Annotated in this window: 16 protein-coding genes; 4 read left to right on the top strand and 12 right to left on the bottom strand. The window is 72.0% G+C overall.

Annotated elements, in window-relative coordinates; all coding sequences use genetic code 11:
* Positions 1–12: 12 nt before the first annotated feature.
* Positions 13–1,737, bottom strand: a complete 1,725-nt coding sequence (gene poxB, locus BR70_RS0118175; RefSeq protein ID WP_027467199.1) for a ubiquinone-dependent pyruvate dehydrogenase — start codon at positions 1,735–1,737, stop codon at positions 13–15.
* 98 nt (positions 1,738–1,835) lie between these two features.
* Here poxB and BR70_RS21815 point away from each other — a divergent pair, with 98 nt between their 5' ends.
* Positions 1,836–2,543: a phosphatase PAP2 family protein gene (locus BR70_RS21815; RefSeq protein ID WP_051597122.1), complete on the top strand. Its 708-nt coding sequence runs from the start codon at positions 1,836–1,838 to the stop codon at positions 2,541–2,543.
* Between the two features lie 146 nt (positions 2,544–2,689).
* Here BR70_RS21815 and BR70_RS0118165 read toward each other — a convergent pair whose 3' ends face one another.
* Positions 2,690–3,934, bottom strand: a complete 1,245-nt coding sequence (locus tag BR70_RS0118165) for a multidrug effflux MFS transporter (RefSeq protein WP_027467198.1) — start codon at positions 3,932–3,934, stop codon at positions 2,690–2,692.
* Positions 3,935–3,980: 46 nt separating this feature from the next.
* On the opposite strand from BR70_RS0118165, the gene BR70_RS21810 reads away from it, so the two are divergent.
* The gene (locus BR70_RS21810) at positions 3,981–4,421 is read left to right on the top strand and encodes a MarR family winged helix-turn-helix transcriptional regulator (protein ID WP_216852147.1); all 441 of its coding nucleotides are present in this window, start codon (positions 3,981–3,983) and stop codon (positions 4,419–4,421) included.
* Here the strand turns inward: BR70_RS21810 and soxR are convergent.
* The 3 genes from soxR to BR70_RS0118145 are packed head-to-tail and all read right to left on the bottom strand — an operon-like array spanning position 4,418 to position 6,469.
* The gene (gene soxR / locus BR70_RS21805; protein WP_051597121.1) at positions 4,418–4,957 is read right to left on the bottom strand and encodes a redox-sensitive transcriptional activator SoxR; all 540 of its coding nucleotides are present in this window, start codon (positions 4,955–4,957) and stop codon (positions 4,418–4,420) included. The two genes, BR70_RS21810 and soxR, sit on opposite strands and share 4 nt — an antisense overlap.
* Positions 4,958–4,967: 10 nt before the next feature.
* Positions 4,968–6,011 (bottom strand): YdcF family protein, encoded by a 1,044-nt coding sequence (locus BR70_RS0118150; protein ID WP_035809656.1) that lies wholly within the window; start codon positions 6,009–6,011, stop codon positions 4,968–4,970.
* A 2-nt stretch (positions 6,012–6,013) separates the two neighbouring features.
* On the bottom strand, positions 6,014–6,469 hold the full coding sequence (locus BR70_RS0118145; RefSeq protein WP_027467195.1) for an iron chaperone: 456 nt from the start codon (positions 6,467–6,469) through the stop codon (positions 6,014–6,016).
* 90 nt (positions 6,470–6,559) lie between these two features.
* Here BR70_RS0118145 and mgrA point away from each other — a divergent pair, with 90 nt between their 5' ends.
* Positions 6,560–7,603 carry an L-glyceraldehyde 3-phosphate reductase gene (mgrA, locus tag BR70_RS0118140; RefSeq protein WP_027467194.1) on the top strand — a complete coding sequence of 348 codons (1,044 nt, stop codon included), beginning with the start codon at positions 6,560–6,562 and terminating at the stop codon, positions 7,601–7,603.
* An 898-nt stretch (positions 7,604–8,501) separates the two neighbouring features.
* Positions 8,502–9,782, top strand: coding sequence for an MFS transporter (locus BR70_RS0118125; protein WP_027467193.1), 1,281 nt, complete (start codon positions 8,502–8,504; stop codon positions 9,780–9,782).
* Positions 9,783–9,859: 77 nt separating this feature from the next.
* Here the strand turns inward: BR70_RS0118125 and mnhG are convergent, their stop codons facing one another.
* The 7 genes from mnhG to BR70_RS0118090 form a co-directional block, all read right to left on the bottom strand.
* Positions 9,860–10,216: a monovalent cation/H(+) antiporter subunit G gene (gene mnhG, locus BR70_RS21800; protein WP_051597119.1), complete on the bottom strand. Its 357-nt coding sequence runs from the start codon at positions 10,214–10,216 to the stop codon at positions 9,860–9,862.
* A complete protein-coding gene (locus tag BR70_RS21795; RefSeq protein ID WP_051597118.1) occupies positions 10,213–10,551 on the bottom strand; it encodes an MrpF/PhaF family protein in 339 nt (112 codons plus the stop codon). Before BR70_RS21795 ends, mnhG begins: the two co-directional genes overlap by 4 nt.
* Complete coding sequence (locus BR70_RS21790) at positions 10,548–11,129, bottom strand: Na+/H+ antiporter subunit E (protein WP_051597117.1); 582 nt, start codon at positions 11,127–11,129, stop codon at positions 10,548–10,550. Before BR70_RS21790 ends, BR70_RS21795 begins: the two co-directional genes overlap by 4 nt.
* On the bottom strand, positions 11,126–12,817 hold the full coding sequence (locus tag BR70_RS0118105; protein WP_027467192.1) for a Na+/H+ antiporter subunit D: 1,692 nt from the start codon (positions 12,815–12,817) through the stop codon (positions 11,126–11,128). Before BR70_RS0118105 ends, BR70_RS21790 begins: the two co-directional genes overlap by 4 nt.
* Positions 12,814–13,224 carry a Na(+)/H(+) antiporter subunit C gene (locus BR70_RS0118100; RefSeq protein WP_027467191.1) on the bottom strand — a complete coding sequence of 137 codons (411 nt, stop codon included), beginning with the start codon at positions 13,222–13,224 and terminating at the stop codon, positions 12,814–12,816. The genes BR70_RS0118105 and BR70_RS0118100 overlap by 4 nt, the downstream gene beginning before the upstream one ends.
* Positions 13,221–16,133 carry a Na+/H+ antiporter subunit A gene (locus tag BR70_RS0118095; protein WP_027467190.1) on the bottom strand — a complete coding sequence of 971 codons (2,913 nt, stop codon included), beginning with the start codon at positions 16,131–16,133 and terminating at the stop codon, positions 13,221–13,223. Before BR70_RS0118095 ends, BR70_RS0118100 begins: the two co-directional genes overlap by 4 nt.
* A gap of 101 nt (positions 16,134–16,234) precedes the next feature.
* On the bottom strand, positions 16,235–16,987 hold the full coding sequence (locus tag BR70_RS0118090) for an SDR family NAD(P)-dependent oxidoreductase (protein WP_027467189.1): 753 nt from the start codon (positions 16,985–16,987) through the stop codon (positions 16,235–16,237).
* Between the last annotated feature and the right edge of the window lie 26 nt (positions 16,988–17,013).

Below are 17,013 nucleotides of genomic sequence, written 5' to 3'. Positions count from 1 at the left end.
GTCCGGTCGCGTCTACAGCAGCTGGCGCGCGTTGGTGGACGCGAGGTCCAGCAGCTCGTCGCCGCGACCCGACAGCACCGTGCGGATGGCGTAGAGCGTGAAGCCCTTCGCCTGCTCGAGCGTGACCGCCGGGGGCATGGAGAGTTCTTGGCGGTTCGCGCGGACCGACACGAGCGCGGGACCGTCGTGCGCGAGCGCGGCGGCCATGGCGTCCTCGAAGTCGTCGGACACGTCGACGTGGAACCCCTTGATGCCGATCGCCTCGGCGACGGCGGCGAAGTCCGGGTTCTGCAGTTCGGTGCCGTAGTTCACGAAGCCGGCGGCCTTCATCTCGAGCTCGACGAAGTTGAGCGACGAGTTGTCGAACACGACGATCTTCACCGGCAGCTTGTTCTGCACGATCGTGATGAGCTCACCGAGGAGCATCGTCAGCCCGCCGTCTCCGGCCAGGGCGATCACCTGCCGGTCCGGGAACGCCGTCTGCGCACCGATCGCCTGCGGGACGGCGTTCGCCATCGTGCCGTGCACGAACGAGCCGATCAGCCGGCGCTTGCCGTTCATGGTGAGGTAGCGCGAGGCCCAGACGACGGGGGAGCCGACGTCGGGGATGAAGACGGCGTCCTCGGCGGCGAGCCGGTCGAGCACGCGGGCGACGTACTGCGGGTGCAGCGGCTTCTTCCTGCCGGCCGGCACCGCCAGGTCGTCGAGCTTCTCGCGGGTCTTGCGGTAGTGCTTGAGGGAGTCCTCGAGGTGCTTCGTCGGGTGCGAGCCGGTCAGCAGCGGGATGAGCGCGAGGGCGGTGTCCTTGACGGTGCCGACCAGCCCGATGTCGACGGGGTGCCGCCGGCCGAGCTGTGAACCGCGGATGTCGACCTGCACGTGCTTCGCCTTGGCCGGGAAGAACTGCTGGTACGGGAAGTCCGTGCCGAGCATGAGCACGACGTCGGCGTCCTCCATCGCGCGGTACCCGGAGGCGAAGCCGAGCAGCCCCGTCATGCCGACGTCGTACGGGTTGTCGTACTCGATGTACTCCTTGCCGCGCAGCGCGTGCACGATCGGGGCCTGCAACCGCTCGGCCAGGGCGACGACCTCGTCGTGGGCGTCCGCGACGCCGGCTCCGGCCAGGATCGTGATCCGGTCGGCTCCGTTCAGCAGGTCGGCGGTGCGCTGCAGCTCGGTCTCGCTCGGCACGATGCGCGGGGTGGCCCGCTCGATGCGGGTGGCGCGGTCGTCCTTCGCCTCGGCGAGCAGCACGTCGCCGGGGATCACGAGCACCGCGACGCCGCGCTTCTCGATCGCCTCACGCATGGCGATCTCGAGCAGGCGGGGCATCTGGACGGGGTCGGCGACGTACTCGACGTAGACGGAGCACTCGCGGAACAGCTCCTGCGGGTGCGTCTCCTGGAAGTAGCCGGAGCCGATCTCGGCCGTGGGGATGTGCGCGGCGATCGCCAGCACCGGCACCCGCGAACGGTTCGCGTCGTACAGGCCGTTGATCAGGTGCAGGTTGCCGGGCCCGCAGCTGCCGGCGCAGACGGTCAGGTCACCGGTCAGGGCGGCTTCGGCAGAGGCGGCGAACGCGGCCGCTTCCTCGTGACGGACGTGCTCCCACCGCATCGTGCCGTCCTTGCGCAGGGCGTCGGTGAAGCCGTTCAGGGAGTCCCCGGGCAGGCCGTAGACCCGGTGGATGTCGTTGGCGCGGAGGGTGGCGACGATGTTCTCGGCAACGGTTGGCATGTGCCCTGTCTACTCGCGACCGCTGCGCTGAACGCTTTCGGAGTTTTGTGAGGCTCACTCGCCCTGGGATGCCGGGCTCGTGCTGCGACGATGGCGGGATGACCGACGACGCGCCGCTCCTCCGTCCCCGCCGACGGGAGCCCGCCGCGTACGGGATCCTCGAGCGCTCGCCGTACCCGCTCGTCTCGGTGGCGATCGCCGTCATCGCGGTCGTCGTCATCACCATCGTCGGGTTCACCCTCGGGACCGTGGACCTCGGGCTGTCCAAGGCCCTCAACGCGCTGCACACCGGGTTCATCGGGGCGTTCAGCACAGCGGTCTACCACGTGATCAGTCCGGCACCGGCGATCGGGATCACGGTCGTCGTCGTCGCCGTGATCTGGTGGCGCACGCGAGACCTGCGACCGGCCCTGGCGTTCGGCGGCACCATCGCGATCACGTGGGTGCCGTCCGCGATCGTGAAGGAGATCGTGCACCGGGCCCGGCCCGACGTCGCCGTGCTGCCGCACCCGTTCCCCGTGCAGCCCGACCCCGGGTACCCGAGCGGGCACACGGTCTACATCACGGCGTTCGTGGTCGCCCTGATCTGGCTGCTCCGCGAGACCCGGTGGCACCGGCTCGCCCTGACGCTGGGGGTCGTGGCCATCGTGATCGTGTTCTGCGCGGTGTCGATCGACGCGGTCCACTACCCGACCGACGCCGCTGCCTCGATCCTGTGGGCGCTCGCCGTGGCGCCGGGGGTGCGGGTGGTGTGGGTCGACTGGCTCATGCCGCGGGTGCCGTTCCTGCGGCCGGGGCGGGGCTGACGCCGGGCGGGTTGGGCTGAGGCGGGGCTGGGGGCTGGGGGCTGGGGCCTGGGGCCTGGGGCCTGGGGCTGGGCCGGTTGGCGGTGGTCTGGCCGACGCGGAACGACACTGTCGATGTCGTACGACGTCGACAGTGTCGTTCCGGGTCAGCGGAGCGTGCTGGTCCGGCCCCGCGCCGCGAGCAGCGCCACGACGGCCACCACGGCGGCGGCGAGCATCACGATCGCCAGCGGCGCCGCGGTGTCCGAGCCGCCGATGCTGACGAGCGGGGACACGAGCGCCGCGAGCCCGAACTGTAGGGCACCGAGCACGGCCGAGGCGCTGCCGGCGGCCGACGGCACGGCGCCGAGGGCGAGTGCCGTGGCGTTGCCGAGCACCAGACCGAGCGAACCGACCGCGGTGAACAGCGGCACGGCGAGCCAGATGACCGGCGCCCCGGAGACGACGAGCAGCGCGAACGCCACGGTCGACGCGAGCACCAGCACGATGCCGAGCGACAGCACGCCCGTGACCGAACGGGTCGCGGTGAGCTTGGCGGACAGGATGCTGACGCCCATGAGCGCCAGGGCGTTCAACCCGAAGGCCAGGCCGTAGCCGACCGTGCCGAAGCCGATCATGTCCTGGTACAGGAACGGCGACGCGGAGATGTAGGCCATCATCACGGCGAACGCGAAGCCGAACACCGCGGTGTAACCGAGGAACGTGCGGGAGCGCAGGGCACGCAGGGCCGAGCCGGAGCCACGGCGTTCCGCACGCAGGGCGTCGCGGTGTTCCTTCAGGTGGGTCTCGCGGATCACGGCGAGGACCGCGACGAGCATGACGACCGACAGGCCGAGCACGATCGAGAGCAGGCCACGCCAGCCGATCGGGCCGGTGAGCAGGCCGCCGAGCAGCGGTGCGACGACCGGGGCGACCCCGCCGACGATCATCATGAGCGAGAACGCGCGGGCGGCGGACTTGCCGGTCGCCAGGTCGGAGATGACCGCACGGCTGATCACCATGCCGGCCGCACCGCCGAGGCCCTGCAGCAGGCGGGCCGCGATGAGCACGCCGATGTTCGGCGCGAGCACCGCGGCGATGCTGGCGAGCACGCACACCGCGGCACCGGCGATGAGCGGCGGCACGCGGCCGAACCGGTCGGACAGCGGACCGAACACGAGCTGGCCCGCGGTCACGCCCACCAGGAACGCGGTGAGGGTGAGCTGGACGGCGGTGGCGCTCGCCCCGAGCTCGGTGGTCATCTGCGGGAACGCCGGCAGGTACAGGTCGGTGGCGAAGGGGGCGACGGCGCTGAGCAGGCCGAGCACCAGGAGCAGCGCGGTCGTGATGCCCTGCTGCTTGGTCGTGGGTGTCGCGATCGTCGCGCGGATGGTTCCGGTGTCCGTGGTCATTGTTATGAAACCATAACTCATCGCCGGAGATCGGTACAGTACGTTCATGCACTCCGCCGTGTCCGACCACGTCCTCGCCGAGTTCGCGGACGTCCTGCTCCGGATCGCGCGCGACATCGATCCACACGGCTCCGAGACCCTCGACATCGTGCCGCTGACCGGCACCGAAGCGCTCGTGATGCGCTGGATCAACCGCAACCCCGGCACCTCGCCCAGTGCCACCGCCGAGGCGACCGCCCTGCAGCGCAGCAACCTCAGCGTCGCACTCCGGTCGCTCGTGGCGAAGGGCATGGTCGAGCGGCGCCAGGACCCGGCGGACGCCCGGACCGTGCAGCTGCACTCGACCGCCCTGGCCCAGGAGAGCGTCGACCGGCTCTACCGGCACTGGTCCGGCAAGCTCCGCACGGCCCTCGGCGGCGACGAACGGGGTGCGGTCGAGGCGCTGGAGCTGCTGCAGCGGATCGACGACGGGCTCCGCGCGGGCTAGGCGACAGCGTCCTCGGCGGCGGCAGCGGCGGCTGCGTCGTTGTCGGCGGCGGCGGCATCGTCCGCCGCCTCGTCCTGGATCGGCAGCAGGCGACGCGCGCCGTGCCCCTCGTCGCCCAGGGTGTCGCCCGGGTTCACGACCGAACACGCTCCGAGCGAGACGCACCCGCAGCCGATGCACTGCGTCATCTCCTGCTGCAGGCGCTCGAGCTCGAGCTGGCGGGCCCGCAGCCGTGCGCGCCACCGTTCGTTCAACCGGTTCCAGTCGCGCAGCGAGGGCATGCGGTCCGCGGGCAGCGCTTCGAACTGCTCGGCGACCTCGCTGAGCGGGATGCCGAGGCGTTTGGCCACCTGGATGATCGCGATCCGCCGTTCGACGTGCCGCGGGTACATCCGCGTCCCGCCGTCGGTGCGCTCCGGGTGGATCAGGCCCTTGCGCTCGTAGAAGTGCAGGGCCGACGCGGCGACGCCCGTGCGGCGGACGATCTCGCCGATGGGCAGCAGGTCGGTCGGCCGCGGTGCCTGGATCTCGACCATGGTGGAGATCCTACTGCTGGAAGGACTCCCAGAGCAGGAACCCGGTGAACAGCACGAACGGCGTGCAGGCGACCACGTTGAGCCAGCGGTGCTCGACGATCACCGCGGCGAACTCCCGCAGGAACGCACTCGGTACGTAGTACGCCGCCGTGCGCGCGCCGACGACCTGGGCGGGCAGATCGAGGCGGCGGGCCAGGGTCGCCGCCCGCAGCACGTGGTAGTTGTTCGTGACCACGACCATCTGGCCGTCCCGACCGGCGGCCGTCTGCACGTCCCGCGAGAACCGGAGGTTCTCGCGGGTGTTCCGCGACGCGGTCTCCGCGACGACGTCGTCCGCGTCGGCACCGTGCGCGACCAGGTACTCGGCCATCGCGGTGCCCTCGGGGCGGGGTTCGTCGTCGCCCTGTCCGCCGGACGGCACGAGGAGCGGTCGGCGTCCGGCTGCCCGTTCGGCCCGGTAGACGCCGAGCGCCCGGTCGAGTCGACTCTGCAGCAGGGGCGGGACCTCGCCGTGCACGAGCCCGGAGCCGAGGACCACGATCGTGTCGGGGACGATGCCGTGCCGCGTCCGCCCGTAGACCACGGAGTACAGGGCGAACGCGACCAGCGACAGCGCGAAGTACCCGCAGACGAACACCATCAGCACGGCGATCGCGATCTTCGTGCCGTCCCACAGCGTGAAGCCCTCGCCGCTGCCCGACACGAGCAGGGCGATGGCGACCGCAGGCAGCACGAACACCGCCACCCCGGCGGCGAGCGACAGCAGGTTGCCGACGCTGCGCCCCTCGGCCCGGAGCATCTGCAGACCGTTCGCGACCAGGGCGACCCCGAGCACCACGACGGCCAGCGGCACGAGCAGCAGCACCACGGCGACGAGCAGGCTGAACCCGGGGACCACCCTGGTCAGCACGGCCACGACCGTCGCGAGCCCGAACAGCACGGCCGCCGTCAGGAACACCCCGTTGCGGAGCATCCGCGGGTCCCGTCGCCGCCCCAGGACGTACAGCACCAGGAACAGCAGGGCGAAGACGGGAGCGGCGCCCAGCCCGAGCACCGTCAACCGACCGCGCGACGGATCAGGTCGGCCACCCGTGCCTCGTCGTCCTCGGAGAACTCGGGGCTGATCGCCCACGACGTCGGCCAGAACGTGCCGTCGTCGAGCGCGGCCGAGTCCTGGAACCCGAGCGTCGCGTAGCGGGCCTTGAACTTCGCGGCGTCCTGGAAGAAGAACACCGCCTTGCCGTCCCGCGCGTAGGCGGGCATGCCGTACCAGAGCTTCGGCGCGAGCTCGGGCGCGACCTCGAGCGCGATGCGGTGGATGCGCTCCGCCAGCCCCCGGTCCGGCTGGGGCATCTCGGCGATCTTGGCCTCGACCGCAGCGGCGTCGGCCGCTGCCTTCTCGGCCTTGGTGCCCTTCGTGCCGCGGGCGCGCTTGACCTCCGCGGCGTGTTCCTGCATCGCCGCGCGCTCCTCGTCGGTGAAGGTGGTCTCGGTCTTCGTCGTCCGTGCCATCGTCGTCTCCTCGTGGTCTGGTGCACCCATCATGGGTCCGCGAAGCGAAGCATGCGAGGCCCGGCCCCGATGGAGTGCCAGGCTCGTCCCATGACCTACATCGCCAGTGACGACCGCTACGACTCGATGACGTACCGCCGGACCGGCCGCTCGGGCCTCGACCTGCCGCTGCTCTCCCTGGGGTACTGGCACAACTTCGGGGACGACATGCCCTTCGAGAACCAGCGTGCCATCAGCCGCCGGGCGTTCGACCTCGGCATCACCCACCACGACCTCGCGAACAACTACGGCCCGCCGTACGGTGCCGCCGAGCTGAACTTCGGCCGCCTGATGCGCGAGGACTTCCGGCCCTACCGCGACGAGATGGTCATCTCGACGAAGGCCGGCTGGGACATGTGGCCGGGGCCGTACGGGCAGGGCGGTGGCTCGCGCAAGTACGTGCTCGCCTCGCTCGACCAGTCGCTGCAGCGCACGGGCCTGGACTACGTCGACGTCTTCTACTCGCACCGTCTCGACGCCTCGACCCCGCTCGAGGAGACGATGGGCGCCCTGCACACCGCGGTCCAGCAGGGCAAGGCGCTGTACGTCGGGATCTCGTCGTACGACGCCGAGCGCAGCCGGCAGGCGGCCGAGATCCTCCGCGACCTCGGCACGCCGCTCCTCATCCACCAGCCCTCGTACTCGATGCTCAACCGCTGGATCGAGACCGAGGGGCTGCTTGACGCCGCCGGCGAGCTCGGCTTCGGCGTCATCGGCTTCACCGCGCTGGCGCAGGGGCTCCTCACCGGCAAGTACCTGAACGGTGTGCCCGAGGACTCCCGCGCGGCAGCGGGGAAGTCCCTCGACGCGTCGAGCATCACGCCCGAGGTCGTCGAGCACCTCCGTGCCCTGAACGACGTCGCGGCCGCACGCGGACAGTCCCTCGCGCAGCTCGCCCTCGCCTGGGCGCTCCGTGACGAGCGGGTGACCTCGCTCGTGATCGGCGCCTCGCGGGTGTCGCAGCTCGAGGACAACGTCGCCGCGCTGTCGAACACCTCGTTCACCGACGAGGAGCTCCGCGTCATCGACGAGCACTCCGTCGGCATCACGGACGTCGACCTGTGGGCTGGAGCCCGCGCGGGCGAGGTCTCCTGACCCGAGCGCCACGCCGCAGCAGTCCCTCGGCCGGTCGCATCTCGTCGCTCGACCGGCCCGCGAGTGGTCACGACACGTCGCGGGTCGCGTGTCGACCGGTCACGAACTGTCGGCTGGCGGCGCCGCAGGCGACGGTCTGTGACCGCACCGCGGGGCGCGGGCGGGGTGTCGTGACCGGTGCGGGGTCCTGGGCGCGCGGTGCGGCGGCCGGGAGGCCCGGGGCACCCCGCCACGTGCCTCCCGTCCGTCGTCCGGTCGCGACACGTCGCCTCGCTCGACCGGCCCGCGAGTGGTCACGACACGTCGCGGGTCGCGTGCCGACCGGTCACGAACTGTCGGCTGGCGGCGCCGCAGGCGACGGTCTGCGACCGCACCGCGGGGCGCGGGCGGGGTGTCGTGACCGGCGCGGAGCCGTGGGCGCGCGGCGCGGCGGCCGGGAGGCCCGGGGCGCCCCGCCACGCGCCTCCCGTCCGTCGTCCGGTCGCGTCGCGTCGCCTCGCTCGACCGGCCCGCGAGTGGTCACGACACGTCGCGGGTCGCGTGCCGACCGGTCACGAACTGTCGGCTGGCGGCGCCGCAGGCGACGGTCTGCGACCGCACCGCGGACGGCGGGCGGGGTGTCGTCACCGGTGCGGGGCCCTGAGCGCGCGGCGCGGCGGCCGGGAGGCCCGGGGCACCCCGCCACGCGCCTCCCGTCCGTCGTCCGACCGCACCACGGCCGGCCGGCGGGACGGCGCCCGGAGCGAACTCCTCCGCTGCGCGGTGGCCGATTGGTACCATCGACAGCGTTCGACAACACGCAGTGTGTATCTACCGGCCGCCGGCTCCCCGGCGGACAACGGCGGCACCCGATGGGTCCGCCGCCACCGAACCGGGCGGGCCGAGAAGGCACACCCCAATGCTCCAGACCCGCGCCACCGGCGACACCCCCGCCACCGGCGACACCCCCGCCACTGGCGACGCCCCGCCCGCTCCGGACCGCTCGCTCGTCTCCCTCGCCGGACGCTGGTACTTCCCCGTGGCGTTCATCGCCCGGCTCCCCTTCGCGATGATGGTGGTCGGCGTCCTGACCCTGGTCGTCGCCGCCCGTGACTCCGTCGCCCTCGGCGGCATCAACTCCGCCGCCGTCGGCATCGGCTCCGCGATCTTCGGCCCGATGGTCGGGGCCGCGGCGGACCGCTTCGGCCAGCGCGCGGTGCTCGTCCCCGTCGGCCTGGTGAACGCGGCGCTGCTCGGGCTCTTCCCGTTCGTCGTCAGCGGCACCGCGCCCGACCTCGCCGTCCTCGCGGCCGCGTTCTGCATCGGCGCCTCGGCACCGCAGGTCGCCCCGATGTCCCGCACGCGGCTCGTCGCGATCATCCGGCAACGCACGGCCCCGGCGCGGCGCGAGAAGACCCTCAGCGGCACCATGGCCTACGAGTCCGCCGCCGACGAGACCGTGTTCATCATCGGCCCGTTCCTGGTCGGCATCCTCGCCAGCGCGATCGCCCCGTGGGTGGCCGTCGCCGGCGCCTCGGTCCTGACGTTCGTGTTCGTCACGGCGTTCGCGCTGCACCCGACCGGCAAGCTCGTGGTCGGCCAGCACGCGGAGTCGACGCAGGCGCCCGCGCGGCAGCTCCTGCGTCCGCGGCTCGTCGTCGTGGTCGTCGGCATCCTCGGCATCGGGCTGTTCTTCGGCTCGACGCTCACCTCGCTGACGGCGTTCATGGAGACCCACGGCGAGGCCTCGCAGGCCGGCCTGCTCTACGGCCTGATGGGCATCGGGTCCGCTGGGCTGGCACTCGGGTCGGCGGCGTTCCCCCGGGCCTTCGGCCTCGGCTGGCGCTGGCTCGTCTTCGGCGTCGTGCTCCTCGCCGGTGCGGTCGCGTTCGCCAGCGCCGACTCCGTCGTCGCCGCGGGCGTCGTCCTCGCGGTCATGGGCATCGGGATCGGACCCACCCTGGTCGCCCAGTACAGCCTCGGCTCGGACCGGTCACCCGTCGGCCGCTCCGCCACCACCATGACGATCCTCGGGTCCGCCGTCATCGTCGGCCAGTCGATCGCCTCCGCCATCACCGGTGACGTCGCCGAGCACCACGGCACCGCCGCGGCGATGCTGCTGCCGGCGGCCTCCGCCGCGATCGTGGTGGTCGCCGCGGTCCTCAACCTGCTGCTCCCGCGTCGGGTCGCGACCGCCTGACCGCGAACGTGAGCGCCTGACGGAGCGGAGGCCCGTGGCGACGCCGCCACGGGCCTCCGGTCCGGCAGATCGGTGCGTCAGGACTCCGTGTCGTCGACGAGCAGGTCCTCGTGCCGGTAGTCGTCGGCGCGCAGGCCGGCGCGGGCGATCATGTGCGTCGACACGGGCACCAGGAACAGCTGGAACACCATGATCGGCAGCACGACCCAGAACGCCGTCCACGTCCACACCGCGACGACGATGGCGGCCAGCGCGAGTGCGAGCCCGAGCACCTGCGGCTTCGCCATCGCGTGCAGACGGACGAGCGGGTCCGGGAACCGGACGATGCCGACCCCGGCCCCGAGCGACAGCAGCGACCCGACGAGCAGCAGCGCGATGGCGATCCAGGCGCGGATGCCGGCGTCGTCGACGAACGACTCGATGATCTCGATCACGACTGGTCCTCCTCGGCGCGCTCGGGGGTGGTGACGGTCAGTCCCTCGTCGGACGGGTCCGCCGAGGGCGTGACGGCCCGGGCCACGGCGACCGTGGCGAACACGCTCGTCGCCGAGATCACCACGAGCACGGGGATGCCGGTCAGGTCCTGGCGGATGACCATCGCGGCCGCGATCACCACGAGCACGGTGGTCAGCACCATGTCGGAGCCGATCATGCGGTCGAGGATGGTCGGGCCGCGCACGATCCGGAACACCGCGAGGGCGAACGTCGCCCCGAGGAGCGCGAGCACGAGCGCGACGGCGATGCCCATCACGACGACGGCGGGGCTCACCGGGTCACCTCCGGCAGCGGCTCGGACAGTTCGGAGACGTCCTGCTTGGAGCCCAGTGCGCGGATGACCATGGCCTCGATCCGGAGTGCGACGCGGCGTTCGTCCTCGACCTGCTCCGGGCGCTCGGTGTCGAGCACGTGGAGCAGCAGGCGACGGCGCCGCAGGTCCACGTCGGCGACGTACGAGCCGGGCACGAGCGAGATCGCGAGCGTGGCCAGCGTGAAGGTCATCTCGGACGTGGAGTGCAGCTGCACGAGCGTGATCGAGCTGCGCCGCACACCGCGGGGACGGAACGCGACCCACGCGACCCGGAAGGACGCCACGACGACGAGCCCGGACCAGACCACCAGGAACCGCAGCACGTGCACGATCGAGAACCGTGCGGACAGCGGGACCGGCGGGAGCGGCAGCGCCTGGGTGACGAGGAGCGCCACGACGATGCCGCACAGCAGCGTCAGCGGGGTCCACGACCCCCAGAGCAGCGCCCAGAGCACGGTGAGTCCCGCGACGAGGGGCACGTCGTAGCGCCACGCCAGCGCGATCCGCCTGGCGTTGGAGATGCGGCGGACGTCGGTCATCGCTCACCTCCGAGCACGGCCTGCACGTAGCGGTCGGGCGACTCCAGCGACTCCGCTGCGCGGGTCGCGTAGCCGTAGAGCGGGCCGGCGACGACGGTCAGCGCGACGGATCCGAGCACCGCGATCGTCGTGACCCCGACGAGCATGCGCGGCAGGCGCACCTTCTCGGGAGCCTCGCCGACCGCCTCGGTCGCGCCGGTGGTCGGACTGGAGGCGGTGGCTGCGTGCGGTGCGTCGGTGACCGTCACCGAGCCTCCCGGGTGGTAGGCCTCGCCCGTCTCCTCGGAGACGGTGAGGGGAGCCGGTTCCGGCGACCGCAGGTGGGCGTGCGGTTCTGCGCTCGTCGCGTGCGGGGCGGCGGCCTCGGCCGCCGGCTTCGGCCGCCAGAAGGCGGCGTCCCAGACCCGCATGAGCGCGTAGAGGGTGAGCAGCGAGGTGACGACGCCGGCGCCGATGGTGACGTACGCCATCGGGGAACCGTCCTCGGCGGCGGCGCGGAACAGGCCGAGCTTGCCGATGAAGCCGGAGAACGGCGGGATCCCGCCCAGGTTGAACGCGGGGATCAGGTACAGGGCAGCCAGCAGCGGTGCGGCCTTCAGCAGTCCGCCGAGCGACCGGGTCGAGGTCGTCCCGCCGACGCGTTCCATCAGGCCGGACACCAGGAACAGCGTGGTCTGCACGACGATGTGGTGCACCGTGTAGAACACCGCTGCCGCCGTCCCCGCGACGGTGCCGAGTCCGACGCCCATCACCATGAAGCCGATGTGGCTGATCAGCGTGAAGGACAGCAGACGTTTCACGTCGGTCTGCGACACCGCGCCGAGCACCCCGACCACCATCGTCAGTGCGGCGACGACGAGCAGCACCTCGTTGAGTTGTGGTCGCGGGAAGATCACCGTCTCGAGTCGGATGATCGCGTAGATGCCGACCTTGGTCAGCAGGCCCGCGAAGACCGCGGTGACCGGTGCCGGGGCCGTCGGGTACGAGTCCGGCAGCCAGAACGCCAGCGGGAACACGGCCGCCTTGATGCCGAACCCGATCAGCAGCATCGTGTGCAGGAGCAGCTGGACGTGCTCCGGCAGGTCGGCGACGCGCTCGCTGATCTGGGCGATGTTCACCGTGCCGGTGGCGCCGTAGACCAGACCGATGGCGGCGAGGAAGATCGCCGACGCGATCAGGCTCGTGACGATGTACGTCGTTCCGGCCCGGACGCGCTGTTCGCTGCCGCCCAGCGTGATGAGCACGTAGCTCGCCACCAGCAGCATCTCGAACGCGACGTACAGGTTGAACAGGTCGCCCGCGATGAACGAGTCGAGCACGCCGGCGGCGAGCACCAGGTACGTCGGGTAGAAGATCGTGACCGGGGCGTCCTCGTCGTCGGCGGCCAGACCCTGGCCGATCGAGAACAGCAGGACGAGCAGCAGGACGCTCGCACTGACGGTGAGCAGCAGGGCGCTCAGCCGGTCGACGACGAGCGAGATGCCGTACGGGGCGTCCCAGCCGCCGACCTGCACCACGATCGTGCCGTGCCGGTCGACCAGGACCATGAGCGTGGCAGCCACGGCCAGGGCCACGACGAGCACCACGACGGTGATCGCACGCTGGAGCTTCTGGTGGCGGAGGAGTCCGAGCGCGACCGCGGCACCGAGCAGCGGGACGAGGACGAGGAGCGGGACGAGCCAGGTCATCGGGTCGCCTCCTGTTCTGCGTCGGCGGTGGTCTCCGGGTCCTCGTCGGCCGGCTCGTCACGGTCACGGCCGATCGCGGCGTCGGCCTCGTCGACCTCGACCTCGTCGGCGCGGGACAGCTGCCACGACCGGTGGATCAGGGCCAGCAGGAACGCGCTCACGGCGAAGGTGATCACGATCGCGGTCAGGGCGAACGCCTGGGGGAGCGGATCGGTGATGCCCTCGGCGCTCTTGCCGATCGGCGGGTCGCCCGCGGCGCCGGACATCACCAGCAGCAGCAGGTTGAGCGAGTTGCCGAGCAGCAGGAAGCCGAGGAGCATCCGGGTCAGGGAGCGTTCGAGCAGCAGGTAGACGCCGCACGAGAACAGCACCGCCATGGCGATCACGAGGACGAGGGTGACGGTCATGTGGCGCTCCCTTCCGGGGTGGGGGCATCGAGGGTGTCGCTGACGGACCCCTCGGTGGTGTCGCGGGTCGGGGTCGAGGCGTCCTCGAGGCGCTGCCGGTCGACCTCGGCGCCGAGGCTGCGGAGGACGTCGAGCACCAGGCCGACGACGACCAGGTACACGCCGATGTCGAAGAACGTGGCGGTGACGAACTCGACGTGTCCGAGGATCGGGACGGTGGCCTCGAAGAACTCGGAGTACAGGGCTTCGCGACCGAAGAACAGCGGCACGATCGCCGTGACGGCGGCCGTCGCGACCCCCAGGCCGAGCAGGCGACCGGCACGCACCGGGGCCGCTGCACCGAGTTCGGCGGGACCGCCGGCCAGGTAGCGGGCCGCGAGGGCGATGCCGGCGACCAGACCGCCGGCGAACCCGCCGCCGGCCGAGTTGTGGCCGGCGAACAGCAGGTAGAGCGACAGCACGATCAGGCCGTGGAACAGCAGTCGGACGACCACGTCGAGCAGGGCCGAGCGGCCGGTCGGGATCGCGGCGCTCGTCGGCAGCCAGGCGCGGGGCTCACCGTCGGTGCGCTCGCCGTTCGCGGTCAGGGTCTCCGGCAGGTCACGCAGTCGCGGCAGGGTGTCCTCGCGCGAGTTCACGAAGATCAGGCTCGCGACGCCGGTGGCCGCGGCGACCACGACGGTGAGCTCACCGAGGGTGTCCCAGCCGCGCAGGTCGACGAGGGCGACGTTCACCACGTTCAGACCGTGCCCGAACGAGCTCGTCAGCGCGGGCAGGTCGGGCCAGGGGGGGCGTGCCGTGCGGGCGGAGGCGGCCACCACGACGACGATCGCCAGTGTCAGCCCCGCCAGACCGGCGAAGAGCGCCCGCACGACCCGGAACCGCGACGGGTTGGTCGTGGCGATGCGCGGGGGCAGCCGCCGGAGGACCAGGACGAAGGCGATCAGGGTGACCGTCTCGACCACGAGCTGCGTCAGGGCGAGGTCGACGGCACCGTGCAGGACGAACAGCACCGAGAGGCCGTAGCCGGTGACGCCGACCAGCACGGCGGCGGCGAACCGGGTCTTCGCCGTGAGCACCGCGATGCCGGCGATCGACATCACGATCATCACCGGGATCTGGCCCCACGAGTCGGCGAACCGGACGTGGAACTCCCACGGCCCGCCGAGCACCAGGTTGGCGAGCGCCCCGGCGACGAAGACCGACAGGATCACCGTCAGGTAGTAGGGGAGCGAGCCGCGCTGCAGGCTCGCGGTGAGTCCGGTCGCTCCGCGGTCGAGCAGTCGCATGCCGTGCCGGTACGTGCCCGCGGCACTCGGGAACCCGGCGAGCCGGTGCTGGAGTGCCTCGACCGGGCGGCGCAGGGCGAACAGTGCGAGGCCGCCGACCAGGGTGATCGCGGACAGGCCGAGTGCGGGTTCGAGGCCGTGCCAGAGCGCGAGGTGCGGGACCTCCTGTCCGCCGAGCGCCGCGGTCGTCGCAGCGGGCTCGATGCCGTGCGCGACCAGCGGCGTGAACAGGCCGAGTGCGAGCCCGGCCAGCGCGAGCACCGAGGGCACGACGGCGAGGCCGTGCAGGGCGTGCGGCTCGGTGGTCGCGACGCCGGGCTTCCGGGCGAAGGCACCCCACAGGAACCGCAGCGAGTAGGCCACGGTCAGCACCGAACCGACGGTCACGCCGATCAGGGCGAACCAGGCCCAGCCGGCGTCGGGACCGTGCAGGGACTCGGTGAACCCGGTCAGCACGGCTTCCTTCGCGACGAACCCGATCGTCGGTGGGATCCCGGCCATCGACACCAGCGCGAGCACCGCGACGACCGCCAGCCACGGGCGGGCACGCCCGAGTCCGCTGAGCCGGCCGAGGTCGCGCGTGCCCGTGACGTGGTCGATCGCGCCGACCACGAGGAAGAGCGTCGACTTGAAGGCGGCGTGGGCCACGAGGAGTGCGACCCCGCCGAGGGCGACCGCGGGCGCACCCCAGCCGGCGGCGAGCACGAGGAACCCGAGCTGGGCCACGGTGCCGTAGGCGAGCAGGAGCTTGAGGTCGGTCTGCCGCAGTGCCCGGTACCCGCCGACGAGCATCCCGGCGACGCCGAGCAGCGTGATCGTCTCGCGCCAGCCGTCGAGCAGCGCGAACGCCGGGGCGAGCCGGGCCACCAGGTAGATGCCGGCCTTCACCATCGCGGCGGCGTGCAGGTACGCGCTGACCGGGGTGGGTGCGGCCATCGCGGCGGGGAGCCAGAAGTGGAAGGGCACGATCGCCGACTTCGTGAGCGCCCCGAGCAGCACCAGGACCACCGACACCGAGACGATCGTGCCGCTCGGGGGATCGGCGACGATCGCGGACAGCGAGGTCGTGCCCGCCGTGACCGAGAGCATCACGAGGCCCGCGAGCATCGCCAGGCCACCGGCGGTGGTCACCACGAGGGCCTGCATGGCGGCGGCGCGACTGGCACGCTTCGCGGCGTCGTGCCCGATGAGCAGGTAGGAGAAGACCGTCGTGGCCTCCCACAGGACGAACAGCACGATCACGTCGTCGGCGATCACGAGGCCGTACATCGAGCCAGCGAAGGCGGTCAGGACCCCGGCGAACCGACCGAGCCCGGGTTCGTCCCGCGCGAAGTACGAGGCGCAGTAGACCAGCACCAACGCGCCGACGATCGAGACGACCAGTGCGAGCACCCACGACAGGGCGTCCATCCGCAGCGTGACGTCGAGGTCGAGCTGGGGGACCCACCGGTGCCGTTCGACGACGCTGACGTGCAGGGCGGCGTCGGTCTGGGCGATCGTCAGCACCGCCGCCGCGGCGGGGGCGAGGGCCGCCACGTAGAACACGCGGCGGCCGAGGACGGGGGTCAGGGCGGGGACGATCAGGGCGACGATCGCGAACGCGACGAGGACGAGGACCATCGGGCACCTCCTCGGGGTCGGGCTGCAGTCCGGCTCACTGGGCTTTCACAGCCTACGGAGGAGGCCATGTGGAGAACCTGTGCGGCCGGACAGCAGTCCGCTCAGGTCCGGCCGTGCGCGCGTGCCGGGATCTGAGTCGCGAGCTTGCCGCCGGAGACGTCGAGCAGGGTGCCGGTGATGTACCCGGAGGTGTCGCTCGCCACGAAGACGAGCAGGTCGGCGACGTCGTCCGGCGTCTCCCACCGGCGGAGCGACAGCGTGTCGAGCAGGCGGTCCTGCGCCTCGGCCGGCATCGTCGCGAAGCCGTTCATCGCCGTCGGCACCATGCCCGGGGCGTAGGCGTTCACGGTGATCCCCCACGGGCCGAGCTCCGACGCCAGGACCCGGGTGAAGGAGACGACGGCGGCCTTCGACGCCGCGTAGGCCGCGCTCCCGACGCTGGGCACGATCGCCGCGAACGAGGCGGCGTTGATGATCCGACCGCGTCCGGCCGCCTGCATCACCGGAGCGACGGCCTGGCTCATCAGGAACGTGCCGCCGAGGTTGACGTCCATGCAGCGTCGCCAGGCGTCCCACTCCAGTTCGGCGACCGTGCCCGTGACGTTGATGCCGGCGTTGTTGACCAGCACGTCGATCGTGCCGTGCCGCCCGACGACCTCCTCCACGGCGTCGTGCACCGACTGCGGGTCGGCGACGTTGCACACGACGTGGTCGAGCGGGAAGTCCGGCTCGAAGGCCAGGTCGAGCGCGACGACGCGGCACCCCTCGCTGACGAAGCGGTCGGCGAGGGTGCGGCCGATCCCGCGCGCTGCGCCCGTCACGACGACCACGCGGTCGGTCAGGTCGAGGTGCATCGTTGCTCCCGTCGTCGGTGGCTTCA

It is taken from the genome of Curtobacterium sp. UNCCL17 (genome assembly GCF_000686685.1).
GTDB classification, from domain to species: domain Bacteria; phylum Actinomycetota; class Actinomycetes; order Actinomycetales; family Microbacteriaceae; genus Curtobacterium; species Curtobacterium flaccumfaciens.
The sequence above is the reverse complement of the archived record's forward strand: the minus strand, read 5'-3'. Positions and strand labels throughout refer to the sequence as shown.